This window comes from Streptomyces sp. NTH33, assembly GCF_003236365.1.
Lineage (GTDB): Bacteria > Actinomycetota > Actinomycetes > Streptomycetales > Streptomycetaceae > Streptomyces.
Genome location: NZ_POTZ01000159.1, coordinates 1 through 13676 on the forward strand (window position 1 = coordinate 1; position 13676 = coordinate 13676).

A 13676-nucleotide genomic window follows, 5' to 3' on the forward strand; every position below is an offset into this window, starting at 1 on the left:
GCTGCTGGCCATGGGCCTGGCCACTCCGGCGGCGGGTGCGACGGCGGCCGGCGCGATGGCCGGGGCGGCGGCGCTGCACGCGCCCAACGGCTTCTTCGCCCAGGAGGGCGGCTACGAGTATGCCGCCTCCCTGGGCCTGACCTCCGCGAGTCTGGCCGTCACGGGTCCCGGCCGGCTCTCCGTGGACCACGCCTTCGGCCACGCGGTCAACCGCGGCTGGATGGTGCCGACGGCGTTCGCCACGGTGGGCGCGGTGACGTCGGTGGTCGTGGGCGCGCGCATCAAGCGGCTGCGGAGGGAGAGGGAGGGCGAGCAGCAGGAACTCTTCGAGGAGTAGAGGAGTAACAGGCACTTCTCGAGGATTAAGAGGCGCTCTTCGAAGAGTAGGAGGATGAGGCAGGGCGGGCCGTGGCAGGCTGCGGTCCATGACCGATCAGCACGTTTCCCCGCCTGCCGACGACCTCTGGTCCGCCGTCGATCACCTGTGGACCTGGCTGGACGGGCACAGCGCCCACGAGGGCCGGGAGGGCTTGCTCCTGCGCATCCTGAAGCTGCAGGAGGAGACCGGCGAGGTCGCCCAGGCGGTGATCGGCGCGACCGGCCAGAACCCGCGCAAGGGCACCACCCACACCTGGGACGACGTCCAGGCGGAACTGTGCGACGTGGCGATCACGGCCCTGGTGGCCCTGCGCACGCTGACCCCGGGCACCCGGGAAGTGTTCGCCCGGCACCTGTCAAAGGTCCTGCAGCGCTCGTCGGGGGCGGGCGGTGGTGCGGGAAAATAGGGCAGAAGGCAGGGCATGGGATTCCCCGTCACCGTGCCGGACGAGCCGGTGGACGCGGGCAACCGGGAGAACCCTCCGGCCGCGCGCGAGCGGCTCGCCTCCGTTTGCGATGACGCCATGACGGAGGCCCCGGCGATCGTGGCCGCCGCGCGGCGGCCTCCTCGGACCACGCCGTCCGCCCGCGTCCGCCTCGAAGCCTGAGCTGACGGGCGCTCAGTCCGTCCACTTCACTGCGACCAGGCCCGCGGAAGCGTGAACACCCCTTTCGCAGAGGGGAAAACGCCCGCCGCTCCGGCTCCGAGCCGGCCCGAGACGTCAACTTCCTCCGGTTGCAGACCCTTTCAGCGATCACTGCGAGGAGGGTCCTACTCGCTTTCCGTCATGACGCTTACATGTCAAGCCTTCAACTCCCTTGATTATAAGCAACAGTTACCACACTCTTTACTCGGCCTTGAGCGGAACGCAGCGTTCAGGGCCGTGTGCGCGACCCCGCGCGCACCCCCACACCGCGCGCCCCACCCAGGCGCGCTTGCCTGAGGAGGACTCCCTCACATGGCACGACCGCGTAGCAGCAAGATCCGCTTCGCCGCCCTCACCGGCATCGCGACCGCCGCCCTTCTGGGCGGACTCACCGCACTTCCCGCCCAGGCGGCCCCGGCCGAAGGCAAAGTGCTCGCCGCCGACTCCCCCACGGCGATCAAGAACAGCTACATCGTCACGCTCAAGAAGACCGCGGGCTTCAAGTCCGCGTCGACCACGGGCAAGGGCCTGATCACCAAGTACGGCGGCTCGGTGAAGAAGACGTTCGGCAGTGCGCTGAACGGCTACACGGCGAACCTCTCGGCGACCGAGGCCAGAAGACTCGCGGCCGACCCGGCGGTCGCCATGGTGGAACAGGACCAGAAGGTCCACCTCGACGCCACGCAGACCAACGCCCCCTGGGGCCTGGACCGCATCGACCAGGCGGCACGTCCGCTCTCCGGCACGTACACCTACCCGGACTCGGCGGGCACCGGCGTGACCGCGTACGTCATCGACACCGGTGTGCGCATCACGCACCGAGAGATCAGCGGGCGGGCCTCGTACGGCTACGACGCCGTCAGCGGCGGCACGCCGTCGGACGGCAACGGCCACGGCACCCACGTCGCCACCACCATCGCGGGTTCCACCTACGGCGTCGCCAAGAAGGCCCGGATCGTGGCGGTCCGCGTGCTCAACGCCAGCGGCTCGGGCACCACGGCCGGCGTCATAGCGGGCGTCGACTGGGTCACCAGGAACCACTCCGGCCCCTCGGTCGCCAACATGTCGCTGGGCGGCGGCACCTCCGCCTCCCTGGACACGGCCGTGCGCAACTCGATCGCCAGCGGTGTCACCTACGCGGTCGCCGCGGGCAACGAGAACACCAACGCGTCCTCCTCCTCCCCCGCCCGGGTCACCGAGGCGATCACGGTCGGCGCCACCACCAGCACGGACGCCAGGGCCAGCTACTCCAACTACGGCTCGGTCCTCGACCTCTTCGCCCCCGGCTCCTCGATCACGGCGGGCTGGTACACCAGCGACACCGCGACCAACACCATCTCGGGCACGTCGATGGCGACACCGCACGTCGCGGGCGCGGCCGCGGTCTACCTCTCGAGCCGCCCCACGGCCACCCCGGCACAGGTCTCCGCGGCCCTGGTGAACGGCGCCACCTCGGGCGTGGTCACCAGCCCGGGCACCGGTTCGCCGAACAAGCTCCTGCGCCTCGTCCCGTGACACTGAGACAGGTCTGAACGCCGTTTCCCGGAGGCCGCCGCGCCTCCGGGAAACGACGCTTTCCGGCCGATGGGCGGACCGGGCGGACCGAGACTGCCGCGCGCCCGGTGTCAGGCCCGGTTGAGGTAGAGCAGCACGGCCAGCACGCGGCGGTGGTCCTCCGCGGAGTTGGCCAGGCCGAGCTTGGTGAGGATCGAGCTGACGTGGGTCTCCACCGTGCGGTGGGTGAGCCACAGCCGCCGGGCGATGCCGACGTTGGTACGACCCTCCGCCATCAGCGCCAGCACCTCGCGCTCCCGGGCGGTCAGGGACGCCAGCGGATCGGCGGCCCGGTGCGCCCCGATCAGACGCGACACCACCTCCGGGTCGAGGGCGGACCCCCCGGCCGCCACCCGGCGCAGCGCGTCGAGGAAGTCGTCGACGTCGAACACCCGGTCCTTGAGCAGGTAGCCGAACCCGCCCCGGGACACCAGGTCGACGGAAGTCCGGGTCTCGACGTGCTGGGAGAGCAGCACGATCCCGAGCTCGGGATGGGCGTCGCGGATCCGCCGGGCCGCCCGGGCGCCGTCGTCGGTGAGGTCGGGCGGCATCCGGATGTCGATGACCGCCAGATCGGGGCGGGTGTCCAGGACCGCGGAGACCAGCCCCGGGGCGTCCTGCGCCTTGGCCACGACCTCGTGGCCCGCGTCGGCCAGCAGGCGGGCCAGACCCTCCCGGAACAGCGCCGAGTCCTCGCCGATCACCACGCGCACGGCAGCACCGCCTCCACCAGGGTGCCGCCGCCCGCCGGGCTGGACAGCCGCAGCGTGCCCCCGGCCGCCTCGACCCGGTCCGCGAGCCCGGACAGCCCGGCGCCGGGACGCATCGCCGCGCCGCCCGGCCCATCGTCGTCGACCCGCACCGTCACCCGGTCTCCGGCCCGGCTGACCCGCACTCCGATCGCGACCGGACCGGCGTGCTTGACCGCGTTGGTCATGGCCTCGCTCGCCACGTAGTAGGCGGTCGTCGCCACGTCGTCGGGCAGTTCGTCGGCGCACACCTCCAGCGCCACCGGCACCGGGGCCTGGCCGGCCAGCATGGCCAGCGCGTGGCCGAGCCCGTCGTCCAGGCTGCTCGGCCGCAGGCCGTGCGCGATCTGCCGCAACTCGACTACTGCGGCGGCCAGTTCGGCCACCGAACGGTCGAGCAGGTCGTCGACGTCGACCGTGCCGTCGTCGAGGTGGCGCTGCGCCAGCCGGATCGCCATGCCCAGGGAGACCAGGCGCTGCTGCGCCCCGTCGTGCAGGTCGCGTTCGAGCCGCCGCCGCTCCTCGTACCCGGCGTGCAGCAGCCGGCCGCGGCTGGCCTCGGCCTCCTCCAGCGCCCGGCTGAGCTCGATGCGCAGCCGGACCACCTCCACCAGCAGCGCGCAGGCGGACGCCACCTCGCGCAACAGCTCCCGGCTGCCGGTCGTGCCCCGCACGATCGCCCCGATGTCGTGCCCGCCGAGCCGGACCGGCGCCACATGCGCCTGCCCCGGGTCCAGCGCCGCGCCCGCCGCGTCGACCAGCCCGGACGTGCCGGGAAGCCGGTAGCCGACCCGGAGCAGCGGATCGCGCAGCGCCTCGCGCAGCGCCTGCTCCAGCTGCTCCGGCCGGGCCTGCCCTGCGTGCATACGGCCGCGCAGCACCTGAACGGCCGTCAGCGCGGCCTGCCGCGCCGGGTAGAACCGCCCGTCGACCCACCGCTGAAGCCGGGTGCGCAGCGGGGACAGCGCGGCGGCGCAGACGGCGGTGGCCGCGGCGGCCGCGACCGGGGAGGACCGTCCGGCGCCGAGGCCGGCCACGAACGAGGCGGCCGTGTAGAAGGCGAGCAGGATCGTGGTCACCAGGCCGTAGGTGACGGCGGTGCTGATCGCCCGGTCGATGTCGTAGAGGTCGTGCCGCAGCACCGCGATCGTGGTGGCCACCGGAATCGCCAGGGCCGTCGCCGCCAGGCCCACGACGGCCAGTTCCGGCCCGCCGAGGAACAGATAGCCGGTCCAGCACAGCAGCAGCGTCAGCGGCAGGAAGGCGGCACCGAGCGCGAACCACTTCAGCTGCGCCCGCCGCACCTCGTCGGCCGCCCGCCGGTAGCGGACCACCACCGACGCCGCGGACGCGATCAGCAGCCCGAGGAAGACCGGCAGCAGGGCGAACGCCACCACGCGCAGCACCGCGAGCCAGGGCCCGGGCACCCGCAGGGGGTGCGGCAGCGCCTCGAACGGCGGCCGGAACGGTGCCGGGTCCAGCGCCGCGACCAGCATGAACAACAGCGGTACGGCCAGCAGCCCGGCCGCCACCCACCGCCGGCGCCGGCCCGGCAGCCTCCCGTCGGGGAAGACCAGCATGAGCAGCGCGGCCGGGACGTACAGGAACATCCAGGCGCCCTGCGACAGGGCCGCGTACCACCGCGCGAACGGCAGGTCCGTCCGCCGCGCGAGGAACAACCCGCACAGATCGCCGACCGGGAGCCACACCGCGGTCGCGCCGACCAGCACCAGCACCAGCCCGACCACGCTGTCCGGACGGCGGGCGGCCACCACCACGCCCAGCGCGACGGAGGGCAGCCCGAACGCCACACCGACCGCGAACACCGTGGTGGCGCCCCCGTCGCCGCCGAGCACGGCCAGGACCACTCCGGCAGCCGCCAGCACGCCCGTCAGGACCGCGGCGGCGACGGCGAACAGACCCCGAGTTGCCACACGCCCAGGGTAGGGCGGCGGTCACCGGGAGTGAATACGTGGCAGCACGGAGAACGGTCCCGGGCCGGCCCCGATCCGCGGACCCGCCCCGCGAACCCAGACTGCGGACACGGCACCGGTACTTCCGCCACCGACTTCCGGCACCGGCACTTCAGGCACCGGCACTTCAGGCACCGGTCGCTGCTTCGTCCCTCACGCACACTCAGGAGGACCACGTGAACCGCACCCGTCTTCTCGCCACCGGACTGGTCCTGTCCGGCCTGCTCGGCCTCGTCGACGTGATCTCGCTGCCGTTCGGCGACGGCGAGCACCCCCCGTTCGTGGTGGCCGTCGTGGGCGCCGTCCTCGGACTGATCACCCTGGTCGGCGCCGTTCTGGCCTGGCGGGGCAGCCGTGCCGGCGCGGTGGCCGTGATCGTCACCCGGCTGCTGTCGGGGCTCAGCGCCGTCCCGGCGTTCTTCGCCGACGACGTACCCGGAGCGCTGGTCGGCGCGGTCGCGTTCGCCCTCCTCGTCACCCTCGCCGGCGTCGCGCTGGTCGCCTCGGCCCTGCGGACCCGCGCCGTGACGGAGGGGTGACCATGACCTCCACCACGGCGGACACCGCCCCCGGCACGCCGGACAGGCCGGGGAAGCCTGAAACTCCTGAAACGCCTGGAACACCTGGGACGCCGGCCCGTCGCCCCGTCCGCGACCTGCACGGCTTCTGGCGGGTGACGGCGGCGGTCCTCGCCCCGCTGCCCGCGCTCGCGCTGGCGGCGTACATGCTCGTCCTCCCGTTCCGGCCGGACGCCGGGATCGGCACGGCGATCACCGGCAGCGCGGCCCACCCCGGCTCCGCCCGGGCCGCACTCTGGCTGTCGCTGGTGTTCACGCTGCTGATCGTCCCGGCGACCATGGCCACGGCCTGGGCCGCCCGTCGCGGAGCCCCGCGGCTCGCGCTGTACGGCGGGCTGCTCACCCTGGTGGCCTTCGGCGCCGGCATCGCGGCGCCCGACTCCGGCCAGGCCGCCTTCGTCGCCGCCGAGAGGGGCCTCGACCCGGCCCTGGTGACGGCGCTGGACGACGCGGTGCAGGCGCACCCCGCGGCGGGCCTGCTGGGGGTCGTCTTCCTGCTCGGGCAGGCGATCGGCCTCGTCCTGCTGGGGCTCGCGCTGTGGCGGGGTGGGACGGCACCCGCGTGGGTCGGCGTGACCCTCGCGGTGTCCGGCCCCGCCCACCTGCTGGGGGCGGTCAGCTCACTCGCCTGCGCGGTGACCTGGGCGCTGACCGCGATCGGCTACGGCGGCGCCGCGGTGGCCCTGCTGCGCGCCGGCGACGACGCCTTCGACCTGCCCCCGGCCGGAGGGGAGCCGGGGGCGGCCGAGGAGCGGCCCGAGCGGGAACGGACGGCGAGCGGCGGGCGGCCCGCGCGGGACGCCCGTACGGTCTGGCGGGTGCTGCTCGCCGTCACCGCACCGGTCGTCGCGCTGATCGTGACCGTCGGCCGCTACCTGCTGCCGTACGACATGTCCGACCCGCTGCGCCAGATGTTCGACAAGCTGGTGGCCGCCACCGGATACCAGGCGGTGGCCATCTGGACGGGCGCGGTCGGCCCGGTCCTCGCGTGCAGCGGCGTGGTCGCGGTCGCCTGGGTGACCCGCCGGCGGGCGCCGATGCTCACCACGGCCGCCGTGCTGGTGGCGTTCCCCGGCTACATGGCACTGTTCGCCCCCGGCGACTACGTGGACATCCTCACCCACGCGGTGGGCACCCGGAGCGGCCTGGACCGGGAGACCGCGTTCCATCTGGCGGAGGGCCTGCAGACCGGGTTCTGGTCCGACGTACTGGGCGGGGTCTTCGTGATCGGCCACCTCCTCGGCACGGTACTGCTCGGGCTGGCGCTGTGGCGGGCACGCGTGGTGCCGGTCTGGCTCGCGCTCGGCCTGGCGGTGGCGCAGCCGGTCCACCTCGCCTCGGTACTGAGCGGTGTCCGCGAACTCGACCTGGTGGGCTGGGGACTCACGGCGGTCGGCTTCGCGGCGGCCGGCCGGCTGCTGCTGCGTATGCCGGACGACGAGTTCGACCTGCCGCCGCTGCGGGAGTGAACGGGGGGACGGCCCCCTTCATGGCCGAGTGCGCCCCCGCGGCTCCCGCGGGGGCCCGGCGCGGTGTCCGTGGGTCTTCCGGCCGCTCACCGGCCTTGTTCCGCGTACTCCCGGAAATGCTCCAGATCGCTTCGGACGAGCCGTTCGATCGCGTTCGCCTGGGCGAACCCCTTCGGCCCGCCGAATTCCGTCCGGACGGTGTCGGGGTCGTACACCAGCCGGGCCTGGACCCGGGTGTGGCTCTGGTCGATGGGCTGCAGGGAGAGGGAGCCCTTCAGTTCCGGGGCGCCCGTGGTGTGCCACTCCATCACGCGTTCCCCGGCACGGTCGGAGATCTCGGCCTCCATCTGCCGGGACCGGCCGCCCGCCTCGACGTCCAGCCGGGCGCGACCACCGGCCTCCGTACGGGCCTCGCGCACACCGTCCACGAAGCGGGAGTAGTTCTCCACCTGGTGGAGGCTGTCCCAGGCCCTGTCGACGGGGACTCCGACGTCGATGTGTTCTTCGAGGGTGCTCATGACGCACCTCCACGGTCGTCTCATGACGCGCGTTCTTCTTGCTTCCAGTGTGCGCCCCGCCCCGGCAGGCCGGGCCGGGGCCGCGCTTCACTCCTGCCGCGCGGGGCCGGCGCCCAGCACGTGGAGGCGGCGGCCGACGCGGGCGTACTGGACCATTACGCCGCCTGGGCGGTGTCTCTCGGCGTGGCCGACCGCTGGTCCCAGGCGGTGTCCGAACCGACAGTGCCCCCCCGCCTGCCCCGTCCGCGCGTCGACCCGCACGGATGCCGCTGCTCCGCCCGCTCATCGCCGTCGCGATCCTCAACAGCATTTCCTCCACCAGTGCGCCGGCCCCCAGCGGTTCGTCCGCCTCCGGTTCGGGTTTCAGTTCAGGCTCCGGCAGCGGCTACACGGTCGGCGGCGGAGGCGGTGGAGGTGGCGGAGGCTCCTGGTGACGCGCCCGCGTCGCCTGCGTGGCGGACCGGGTCATGCCGGCCACGTCCTCTCCGCATACCTCCGCAGGGACACCAGGCCCACCTGTTCTGCTTGCAACCGTGTGAGGAGACATCCGACTGGCAGGCCCGGTATGCGGTCCGCTCCGGCCGGCTGTACCGGCCCACTCGGTGGAAGGACATCGCCGGCACGGACAGGCGGCGCGAGGTTTCCGCCGCCTTCGTCTCGGCCGGGCGGACCCGTGCTTCACGATCGACGCCGTTGTCGGATTCCCGCCGGTGGATGACCGTCCGGCATGTTTGACTCCCCGTATGACCACCACGCAGCCGGCCAGAGCCCGCCTCTTCCGCTCTCTGCACACACCCGCCGCACCCCTCGCGCTCGCCAACGCCTGGGACGTCGCGAGCGCCCGTGTCATCGAGGCCGCGGGCGCCCCCGCGATCGCCACCACGAGCGCCGGCGTCGCCTGGTCGTTGGGCTCCCCGGACGGCGACGCCCTCGCCCGCGATCAAGCACTGGAGCTGATTTCCCGGATCACCGCCGCGGTCGCGGTCCCGGTCACCGCCGACATCGAGGGCGGGTACGGGCAGGACGCGGCCGACGTCGCCGAGACCGTCACCGGGGTGCTCGCGGCAGGCGCTGCCGGCGTCAACATCGAGGACGGCACCCGGGCCCCGGACGAACTCGCGACGCGGCTGGCCGTCGCCCGGCGGACCGCCGACCGCACGGGCGCGGACCTCTTCCTCAACGCCCGCATCGACACGTACCTGCTCGGGCTCGGGGACCCGGACACCCGGCTGGAGGAAACCCTGTCCCGGGCACGCCTGTACGTCGACGCCGGAGCGGACGGCATCTTCGTCCCCGGCACCACCGACACCGCCACGATCGCGGCGCTGGCCGAGGGCATCTCCGTACCGCTGAACGTCATGGCCGGTCCCGGCGCCCCGGGCGTCGCCGAGCTGGGCGCCCTCGGCGTGGCCCGCGTCAGCCTCGGCCCGGGCGTGGCACAGGCCGCGTACGCTGCCGCCCGCCGCGCCGCGCGGGAGCTCTTCGACACCGGTGGCTACGAGTCCCTGGCCGGCGGCATGACCTTCCCGGAACTCAACGCGCTGCTCTCCGAGTCCCGCTGACCCCACCACCACGGTTCAGTGCTCCGCCGCCGTTCCTGATGCCGGCAAGCCCGCCCCGGCGACGGTCGCACCTGGCCCGTGACCGGCCGCCGGGGCCGTGCCGCGCGGAAAACGAGTGCTCCGTTCTGTGCAGCACGAATTTTCCGGCCGAGGTCACCCCCGCTCCGGCAGTCCGGTCACACCCCCTCCGCTGGGCGGGCTGGGACCACCTGGAGCAGGCGCAGGCGCTCGCCACCTACCTCACCAACCTGAACTGTCCGCCGAGGAAATGGCACCGCTCCTCGCCGGCCTCCTTGAACTCCAGCCCTGACTGGACCAGTGGCACCACGAGTTCGACCCGATGTACGGCGGCTCCCCCGCGGCCTTCTTCGCGGATCACCGCTCCACCCAGCAGGCCACTCACGGCCTGCCCGACGACGACTTGCGCGCCTGGCGCCCGGTCGCGGCCGGCCGTCGCGGTCGGGCGTCGGTCCGCAAGTGAGCGGGCGGCCGACGGAGACACGACAGGGACCGCCCATCAGCTCGGGCACGTACTTGCAGATCGTGTTCCTGCTGACGCCCGGGAGCTTCACGATGGACGTAACGGTGTTCCCCAGGTGGGTGAGCAGGACCGGGCGTGACGCACCCGTTCCTCACCCTCGTTGGTGCCCTGCGCGATGAGTTCGCGGATGGACTCCGCCAAGGCCGCGAAGACGTGAAACACCAGGCGCCCGCCCGGCGTGGTGGTGTCGAGCGCCTTCCACAGTTCCTCGCGCTCGGCGTTCTTGCCGGACTTCTTGTCGGCGGAGATCTGGATGCGGCCCGCTTCGGTGAGGACGTGGATCTGCCGGTCGAAGAATTGTCCACCGTGGACATGGGCCGGGCGGACGGCACCGTGGCGGCCCTGTGCCTTCGGTCCAGGGACCGAGTCTTACGTCTCCTCGGGCAGGTAGGTGGCCAGCGCCCGCAGCCCCGCCAGCACCTCGTCGGCGGTGGGCGCGGACTCGGGGTCGGTGAGATGCTGCATCATCAGGCCGCTGACGAGGGCGAGCTGCACCGAGCCGACGGTGCGGATCGTTGCTTCGGAGAGCTCGGTCTCGGCGGTTCCAGTGACCTCTCGCGCCATGCCACTGCGTCCCTGCCGCAGCCCGGCGGCCACCTGCTCACGCAGTTCCGGATCGCGCTGCGCGCGCAGGACGGTCTCCAGATTGGCGATCCAGAAGGTCTTGTTGACCGAGAACGCCTCGATCAGGCGACGCCATAGCGTGCCGAGGTCGGTGTCGCCCGCCGACGGCCCGAAGGCCTGGTCTCCCGAGTCGAGCGCCTCGAAGAGCGCCTGGTTGAGCAGCGCCTCCTTCGAGCCGAAGTGATAGCCGATCGCCGCCATGCTCACACCCGCCGCGGAGGCGAGGTCGCGGACCGTCGTGCGCTCGTAGCCCTTCGTGAAGAGGCACTGTCTGGCGGCCTCCAGCAGCTTCTCCCGGTTTCCCATGACGCGAACCCTAGCAACGATCTAAACGTTTGCGCCAGACGAACGCATTAGGCGATCGCCTTAGACAAACGCCTTGCGCATCTGCCCAAATCATGGTTACCGTTCTGAGCATCGAAGATCATGCCGATCCCGGGAGCCCGGATGAGCACCACGAAGTCCCGCGTCGCCGCCCTTGCCGCGGCCACCGTCTCCGCAACGCTCGCCGCCACGGTGATCACGGCCGACCTCGCCTCCGCGCGCCCCAGCGCCCAAGTCCTCCCCACCCGGGTGATGACCGCCGAGGGCCCGGTCCAGGGCACGGTCGCTGGTGCGGTGCGCACATTCCAGGGCATCCCTTACGCGGCCCCGCCGACCGGAGAACGCAGGTGGAAGGAACCGCAGCCGGTGCGCCCTTGGTCGTCGCCGCTGGACGCCCGCGCCCCGAAGAGCGCCTGCGCGCAGCCGACCGACCAGCCCATCTCGATCGAGGACGGCGGCAGCGAGGACTGCCTCTACCTGAACGTCACGACTCCGGTCGGGCGGACGACGGGACGGCTGCCGGTCATCGTCTGGATTCACGGCGGCAGCTTCACCTACGGCGACGGCGCCACCTACCACGCGGCCAAGCTGGCCGCCGCGCAGCAGGGCGCGATGGTCGTGACGATCAACTACCGGCTCGGCACGTTCGGCTTCCTCACCGCGCCCGGCCTGCGCGCACCGGCCAACCTCGGTCTCCTTGACCAGCAGGCCGCGCTGAAATGGGTCAACCGCAACGCCGGTGCCTTCGGCGGCGACCCCCGCAATGTCACGATCATGGGGCAGTCGGGCGGCGGCTACAGCGTCTGCGCCCAGCTGGTCTCGCCCGGAGCCCGCGGGCTCTTCAGCAAGGCGATCGTGCAGAGTGCGGGCTGCGTCGGACCGGACGGCTCGTTCACCCGCACACAGGCGGAGACCAACGGCCTCGCCGTCGCCGGCACCGCGGGCTGCGACGATCCGCGCACCGCCGACTCCTGCCTGCGGCACAGGTCCACCGCCGAACTCACCAAGGCGTCCGTCTCCGGGCACGACGGCTACCGGCCCGTGGTGGACGGCAAGGTGCTGCCCGAGGCTCCGTCACGGGCGATCGCCGCCGGGCGGTTCGCCCGGGTACCGGTGCTGCACGGCTCCACTCACGACGAGATGAGCGGGCTGGCCGGGCTCGACGAAATCATGACAGGGAGGCCGCTGACCGCCGAGGGGTATGTCAAGAAGGTCACCGAGCAGTTCGGAAAGGACGCTCCCGCGGTCCTGGCCGAGTACCCGGTCGCGAACTACCCGGCGCCCGGGGCGGCGCTCTCGGCCGTGCTGACCGACTCGGAGTGGTCGACCGCGGCGCTCGACACCCAGCGCGCGCTGGCCCGCTACACCCCCGTCCATGCCTACGACTTCGCCGAGGCCGAGGCCCCGTACTTCAGGAGTGCGCCGCGGCCGGCGAGTTTCCCGCTCGGTACCGGCCACATGGTCGACCTGGCCTATCTGTTCGACAACGACCTGTTCGAGCCGCTCGGCGACGCGCAGGCCGGGCTGTCGGACACGGTGATCGCCTACTGGAGCCGGTTCGCGAGCACTGGGCAGGTGAACGGGTATGGCATGCCGACGTGGAAGCGGTTCACGACCCGCGTCCCGTACGTACAGCGGCTCGCGTCCGGCCGCATCGGGCACACCGACTTCGCGGCCGACCACCACTACGCCTTCTGGAAGGCACTCGCCCACTCACGGTGAGATGAAGGGCTCCTGACCGTCGAGTTGGGCCAGCAGGCGGCGCAGGGTGTGGGGGTGTGGGACGGACACCGTGCCGGTCGGCGGGTCGATCGGGAAACCGAGGGACCAGCAGGCCCACGCGGGAGCGTCGGACAGCCACTCGGTGATCGCGGTCAGCGACCGGGCACCGGCCGGCGCGCTCGCTGCGGCAGCGGCCACCAGCGCGGACAGGCGGACCGCGTCCGCCTGTCACCGCCCCGAGGTGAAGTCGCTCAGCAGACGCCGGCTGGCCAGCGTGAACGGGCGGTCGGGCCCCAGGCCGCGTTCCCGTCTGGCCACGACATCCGTCATCAGCTCGATCGCCGCGTCCAGGTTGCCGCGCGCGGCCTGGGTCCGGGAGAGGAGCTGCTGGGCCGAGAGGGCGATCGGGTAGTCGGGGCCGAAACGTCGCCCGTACGCCTCGGTCACCAGCCGTATCTCCTGGTCAGCCTCCTCAAAGAGACCCAGGAGGTACAGAGCCCAGGCGTGGTTGTGGTGGGCGCCCAGGGTCACCGTGTGGTCGGGGCCGAGGAACCGAACGCATTCCGAGGGCAGGGAGAGGAGTGCGCCGTCCTCTTCGGCGGCGATATCCCCGGACGCGTCGGCGTGCTGGGTGACCGCGGGACCGGTCGCGCTCCCCGGCTCGAGTTCGTCGAGGAGCCTGCGCAGTTCCACAGCGGCACCGGGCTGGGCCGCGAGCAGCCGTCGCAGCCGCCCCTGCCACTCCAGGTGCAGTTCGCCGAGTGTCTCCTGGTCGTCGGCCTCGTCGGCCGCCAGGGCGTCTTCGCGGGTGGCCTCCAGTTCGGCGGCGACAGCCTCGGCACGGTGCGGCTGCATTCGGCGCCACAACTGCGTGATCCCCTCCCTGTACTACAGGGGGGAGTGTCTAATCGGGTCTGGCCCGTAGTCGGTGGTGACGGCGGGTAGCCATCAGCGCAGGAGGATACGGTGGCGGAGGAGGTCGAATCCGGCGCGGCCGTGCATCTGCCGCATGATCCGTTTCGTTCTGGTGTTGACGC

The 13676-nt window shown here is 72.6% G+C and carries 14 protein-coding genes and 1 pseudogene; 9 read left to right on the top strand and 6 right to left on the bottom strand.

Annotated features, from left to right (window positions below; translation table 11 throughout):
• The 4 genes from C1I97_RS17080 to C1I97_RS17095 form a co-directional block, all read left to right on the top strand.
• The coding region (locus C1I97_RS17080) for a DoxX family protein (RefSeq protein WP_369008359.1) at window positions 1–337 on the top strand (337 nt) is incomplete at its 5' end.
• Window positions 338–425: 88 nt separating this feature from the next.
• On the top strand, window positions 426–785 hold the full coding sequence (locus C1I97_RS17085; RefSeq protein WP_111004080.1) for a MazG-like family protein: 360 nt from the start codon (window positions 426–428) through the stop codon (window positions 783–785).
• Window positions 786–800: 15 nt separating this feature from the next.
• Window positions 801–986 (top strand): hypothetical protein, encoded by a 186-nt coding sequence (locus C1I97_RS17090; RefSeq protein WP_111004081.1) that lies wholly within the window; start codon window positions 801–803, stop codon window positions 984–986.
• Between the two features lie 351 nt (window positions 987–1337).
• Complete coding sequence (locus C1I97_RS17095) at window positions 1338–2540, top strand: S8 family peptidase (protein ID WP_111004082.1); 1203 nt, start codon at window positions 1338–1340, stop codon at window positions 2538–2540.
• 110 nt (window positions 2541–2650) lie between these two features.
• Here C1I97_RS17095 and C1I97_RS17100 read toward each other — a convergent pair whose 3' ends face one another.
• Together C1I97_RS17100 and C1I97_RS17105 are read right to left on the bottom strand one after the other, a co-directional pair.
• A complete protein-coding gene (locus C1I97_RS17100; RefSeq protein WP_111004083.1) occupies window positions 2651–3292 on the bottom strand; it encodes a response regulator in 642 nt (213 codons plus the stop codon).
• A complete protein-coding gene (locus tag C1I97_RS17105) occupies window positions 3280–5262 on the bottom strand; it encodes a sensor histidine kinase (protein ID WP_111004084.1) in 1983 nt (660 codons plus the stop codon). The genes C1I97_RS17100 and C1I97_RS17105 overlap by 13 nt, the downstream gene beginning before the upstream one ends.
• 215 nt (window positions 5263–5477) lie before the next feature.
• On the opposite strand from C1I97_RS17105, the gene C1I97_RS17110 reads away from it, so the two are divergent.
• Window positions 5478–5840, top strand: a complete 363-nt coding sequence (locus C1I97_RS17110; protein ID WP_111004085.1) for a hypothetical protein — start codon at window positions 5478–5480, stop codon at window positions 5838–5840.
• Window positions 5841–5842: 2 nt separating this feature from the next.
• Window positions 5843–7348, top strand: coding sequence for a hypothetical protein (locus C1I97_RS17115; RefSeq protein ID WP_146608230.1), 1506 nt, complete (start codon window positions 5843–5845; stop codon window positions 7346–7348).
• Window positions 7349–7434: 86 nt separating this feature from the next.
• On the opposite strand, the gene C1I97_RS17120 is transcribed toward C1I97_RS17115, so the two are convergent.
• Complete coding sequence (locus C1I97_RS17120) at window positions 7435–7866, bottom strand: SRPBCC family protein (protein WP_111004087.1); 432 nt, start codon at window positions 7864–7866, stop codon at window positions 7435–7437.
• Between the two features lie 743 nt (window positions 7867–8609).
• On the opposite strand from C1I97_RS17120, the gene C1I97_RS17125 reads away from it, so the two are divergent.
• Window positions 8610–9428, top strand: coding sequence for an isocitrate lyase/PEP mutase family protein (locus C1I97_RS17125; RefSeq protein ID WP_111004088.1), 819 nt, complete (start codon window positions 8610–8612; stop codon window positions 9426–9428).
• A 191-nt stretch (window positions 9429–9619) separates the two neighbouring features.
• Window positions 9620–9909, top strand: a pseudogene (locus C1I97_RS42970) (DUF7008 domain-containing protein); the annotation flags it as partial.
• Window positions 9910–10338: 429 nt separating this feature from the next.
• Here C1I97_RS42970 and C1I97_RS17135 read toward each other — a convergent pair.
• Window positions 10339–10899 (bottom strand): TetR/AcrR family transcriptional regulator, encoded by a 561-nt coding sequence (locus tag C1I97_RS17135; RefSeq protein WP_111004089.1) that lies wholly within the window; start codon window positions 10897–10899, stop codon window positions 10339–10341.
• A 141-nt stretch (window positions 10900–11040) separates the two neighbouring features.
• Between C1I97_RS17135 and C1I97_RS17140 the strand changes: the two genes are divergently transcribed.
• Window positions 11041–12639, top strand: coding sequence for a carboxylesterase/lipase family protein (locus tag C1I97_RS17140; RefSeq protein WP_111004090.1), 1599 nt, complete (start codon window positions 11041–11043; stop codon window positions 12637–12639).
• Here the strand turns inward: C1I97_RS17140 and C1I97_RS17145 are convergent.
• Window positions 12631–12837, bottom strand: coding sequence for a hypothetical protein (locus tag C1I97_RS17145; RefSeq protein ID WP_258382602.1), 207 nt, complete (start codon window positions 12835–12837; stop codon window positions 12631–12633). The two genes, C1I97_RS17140 and C1I97_RS17145, sit on opposite strands and share 9 nt — an antisense overlap.
• 30 nt (window positions 12838–12867) lie before the next feature.
• Window positions 12868–13494: a tetratricopeptide repeat protein gene (locus C1I97_RS39940; protein WP_181446762.1), complete on the bottom strand. Its 627-nt coding sequence runs from the start codon at window positions 13492–13494 to the stop codon at window positions 12868–12870.
• Window positions 13495–13676 lie beyond the last annotated feature (182 nt).

Coding starts and splice junctions, on each gene's coding strand:
- C1I97_RS17085 (WP_111004080.1), top strand. CDS start 426: ATGACCGATCAGCACGTTTCCCCGCCTGCCGACGACCTCTGGTCCGCC.
- C1I97_RS17090 (WP_111004081.1), top strand. CDS start 801: ATGGGATTCCCCGTCACCGTGCCGGACGAGCCGGTGGACGCGGGCAAC.
- C1I97_RS17095 (WP_111004082.1), top strand. CDS start 1,338: ATGGCACGACCGCGTAGCAGCAAGATCCGCTTCGCCGCCCTCACCGGC.
- C1I97_RS17115 (WP_146608230.1), top strand. CDS start 5,843: ATGACCTCCACCACGGCGGACACCGCCCCCGGCACGCCGGACAGGCCG.
- C1I97_RS17120 (WP_111004087.1), bottom strand. CDS start 7,866: ATGAGCACCCTCGAAGAACACATCGACGTCGGAGTCCCCGTCGACAGG.
- C1I97_RS17125 (WP_111004088.1), top strand. CDS start 8,610: ATGACCACCACGCAGCCGGCCAGAGCCCGCCTCTTCCGCTCTCTGCAC.
- C1I97_RS17135 (WP_111004089.1), bottom strand. CDS start 10,899: ATGGGAAACCGGGAGAAGCTGCTGGAGGCCGCCAGACAGTGCCTCTTC.
- C1I97_RS17140 (WP_111004090.1), top strand. CDS start 11,041: ATGAGCACCACGAAGTCCCGCGTCGCCGCCCTTGCCGCGGCCACCGTC.
- C1I97_RS39940 (WP_181446762.1), bottom strand. CDS start 13,494: ATGCAGCCGCACCGTGCCGAGGCTGTCGCCGCCGAACTGGAGGCCACC.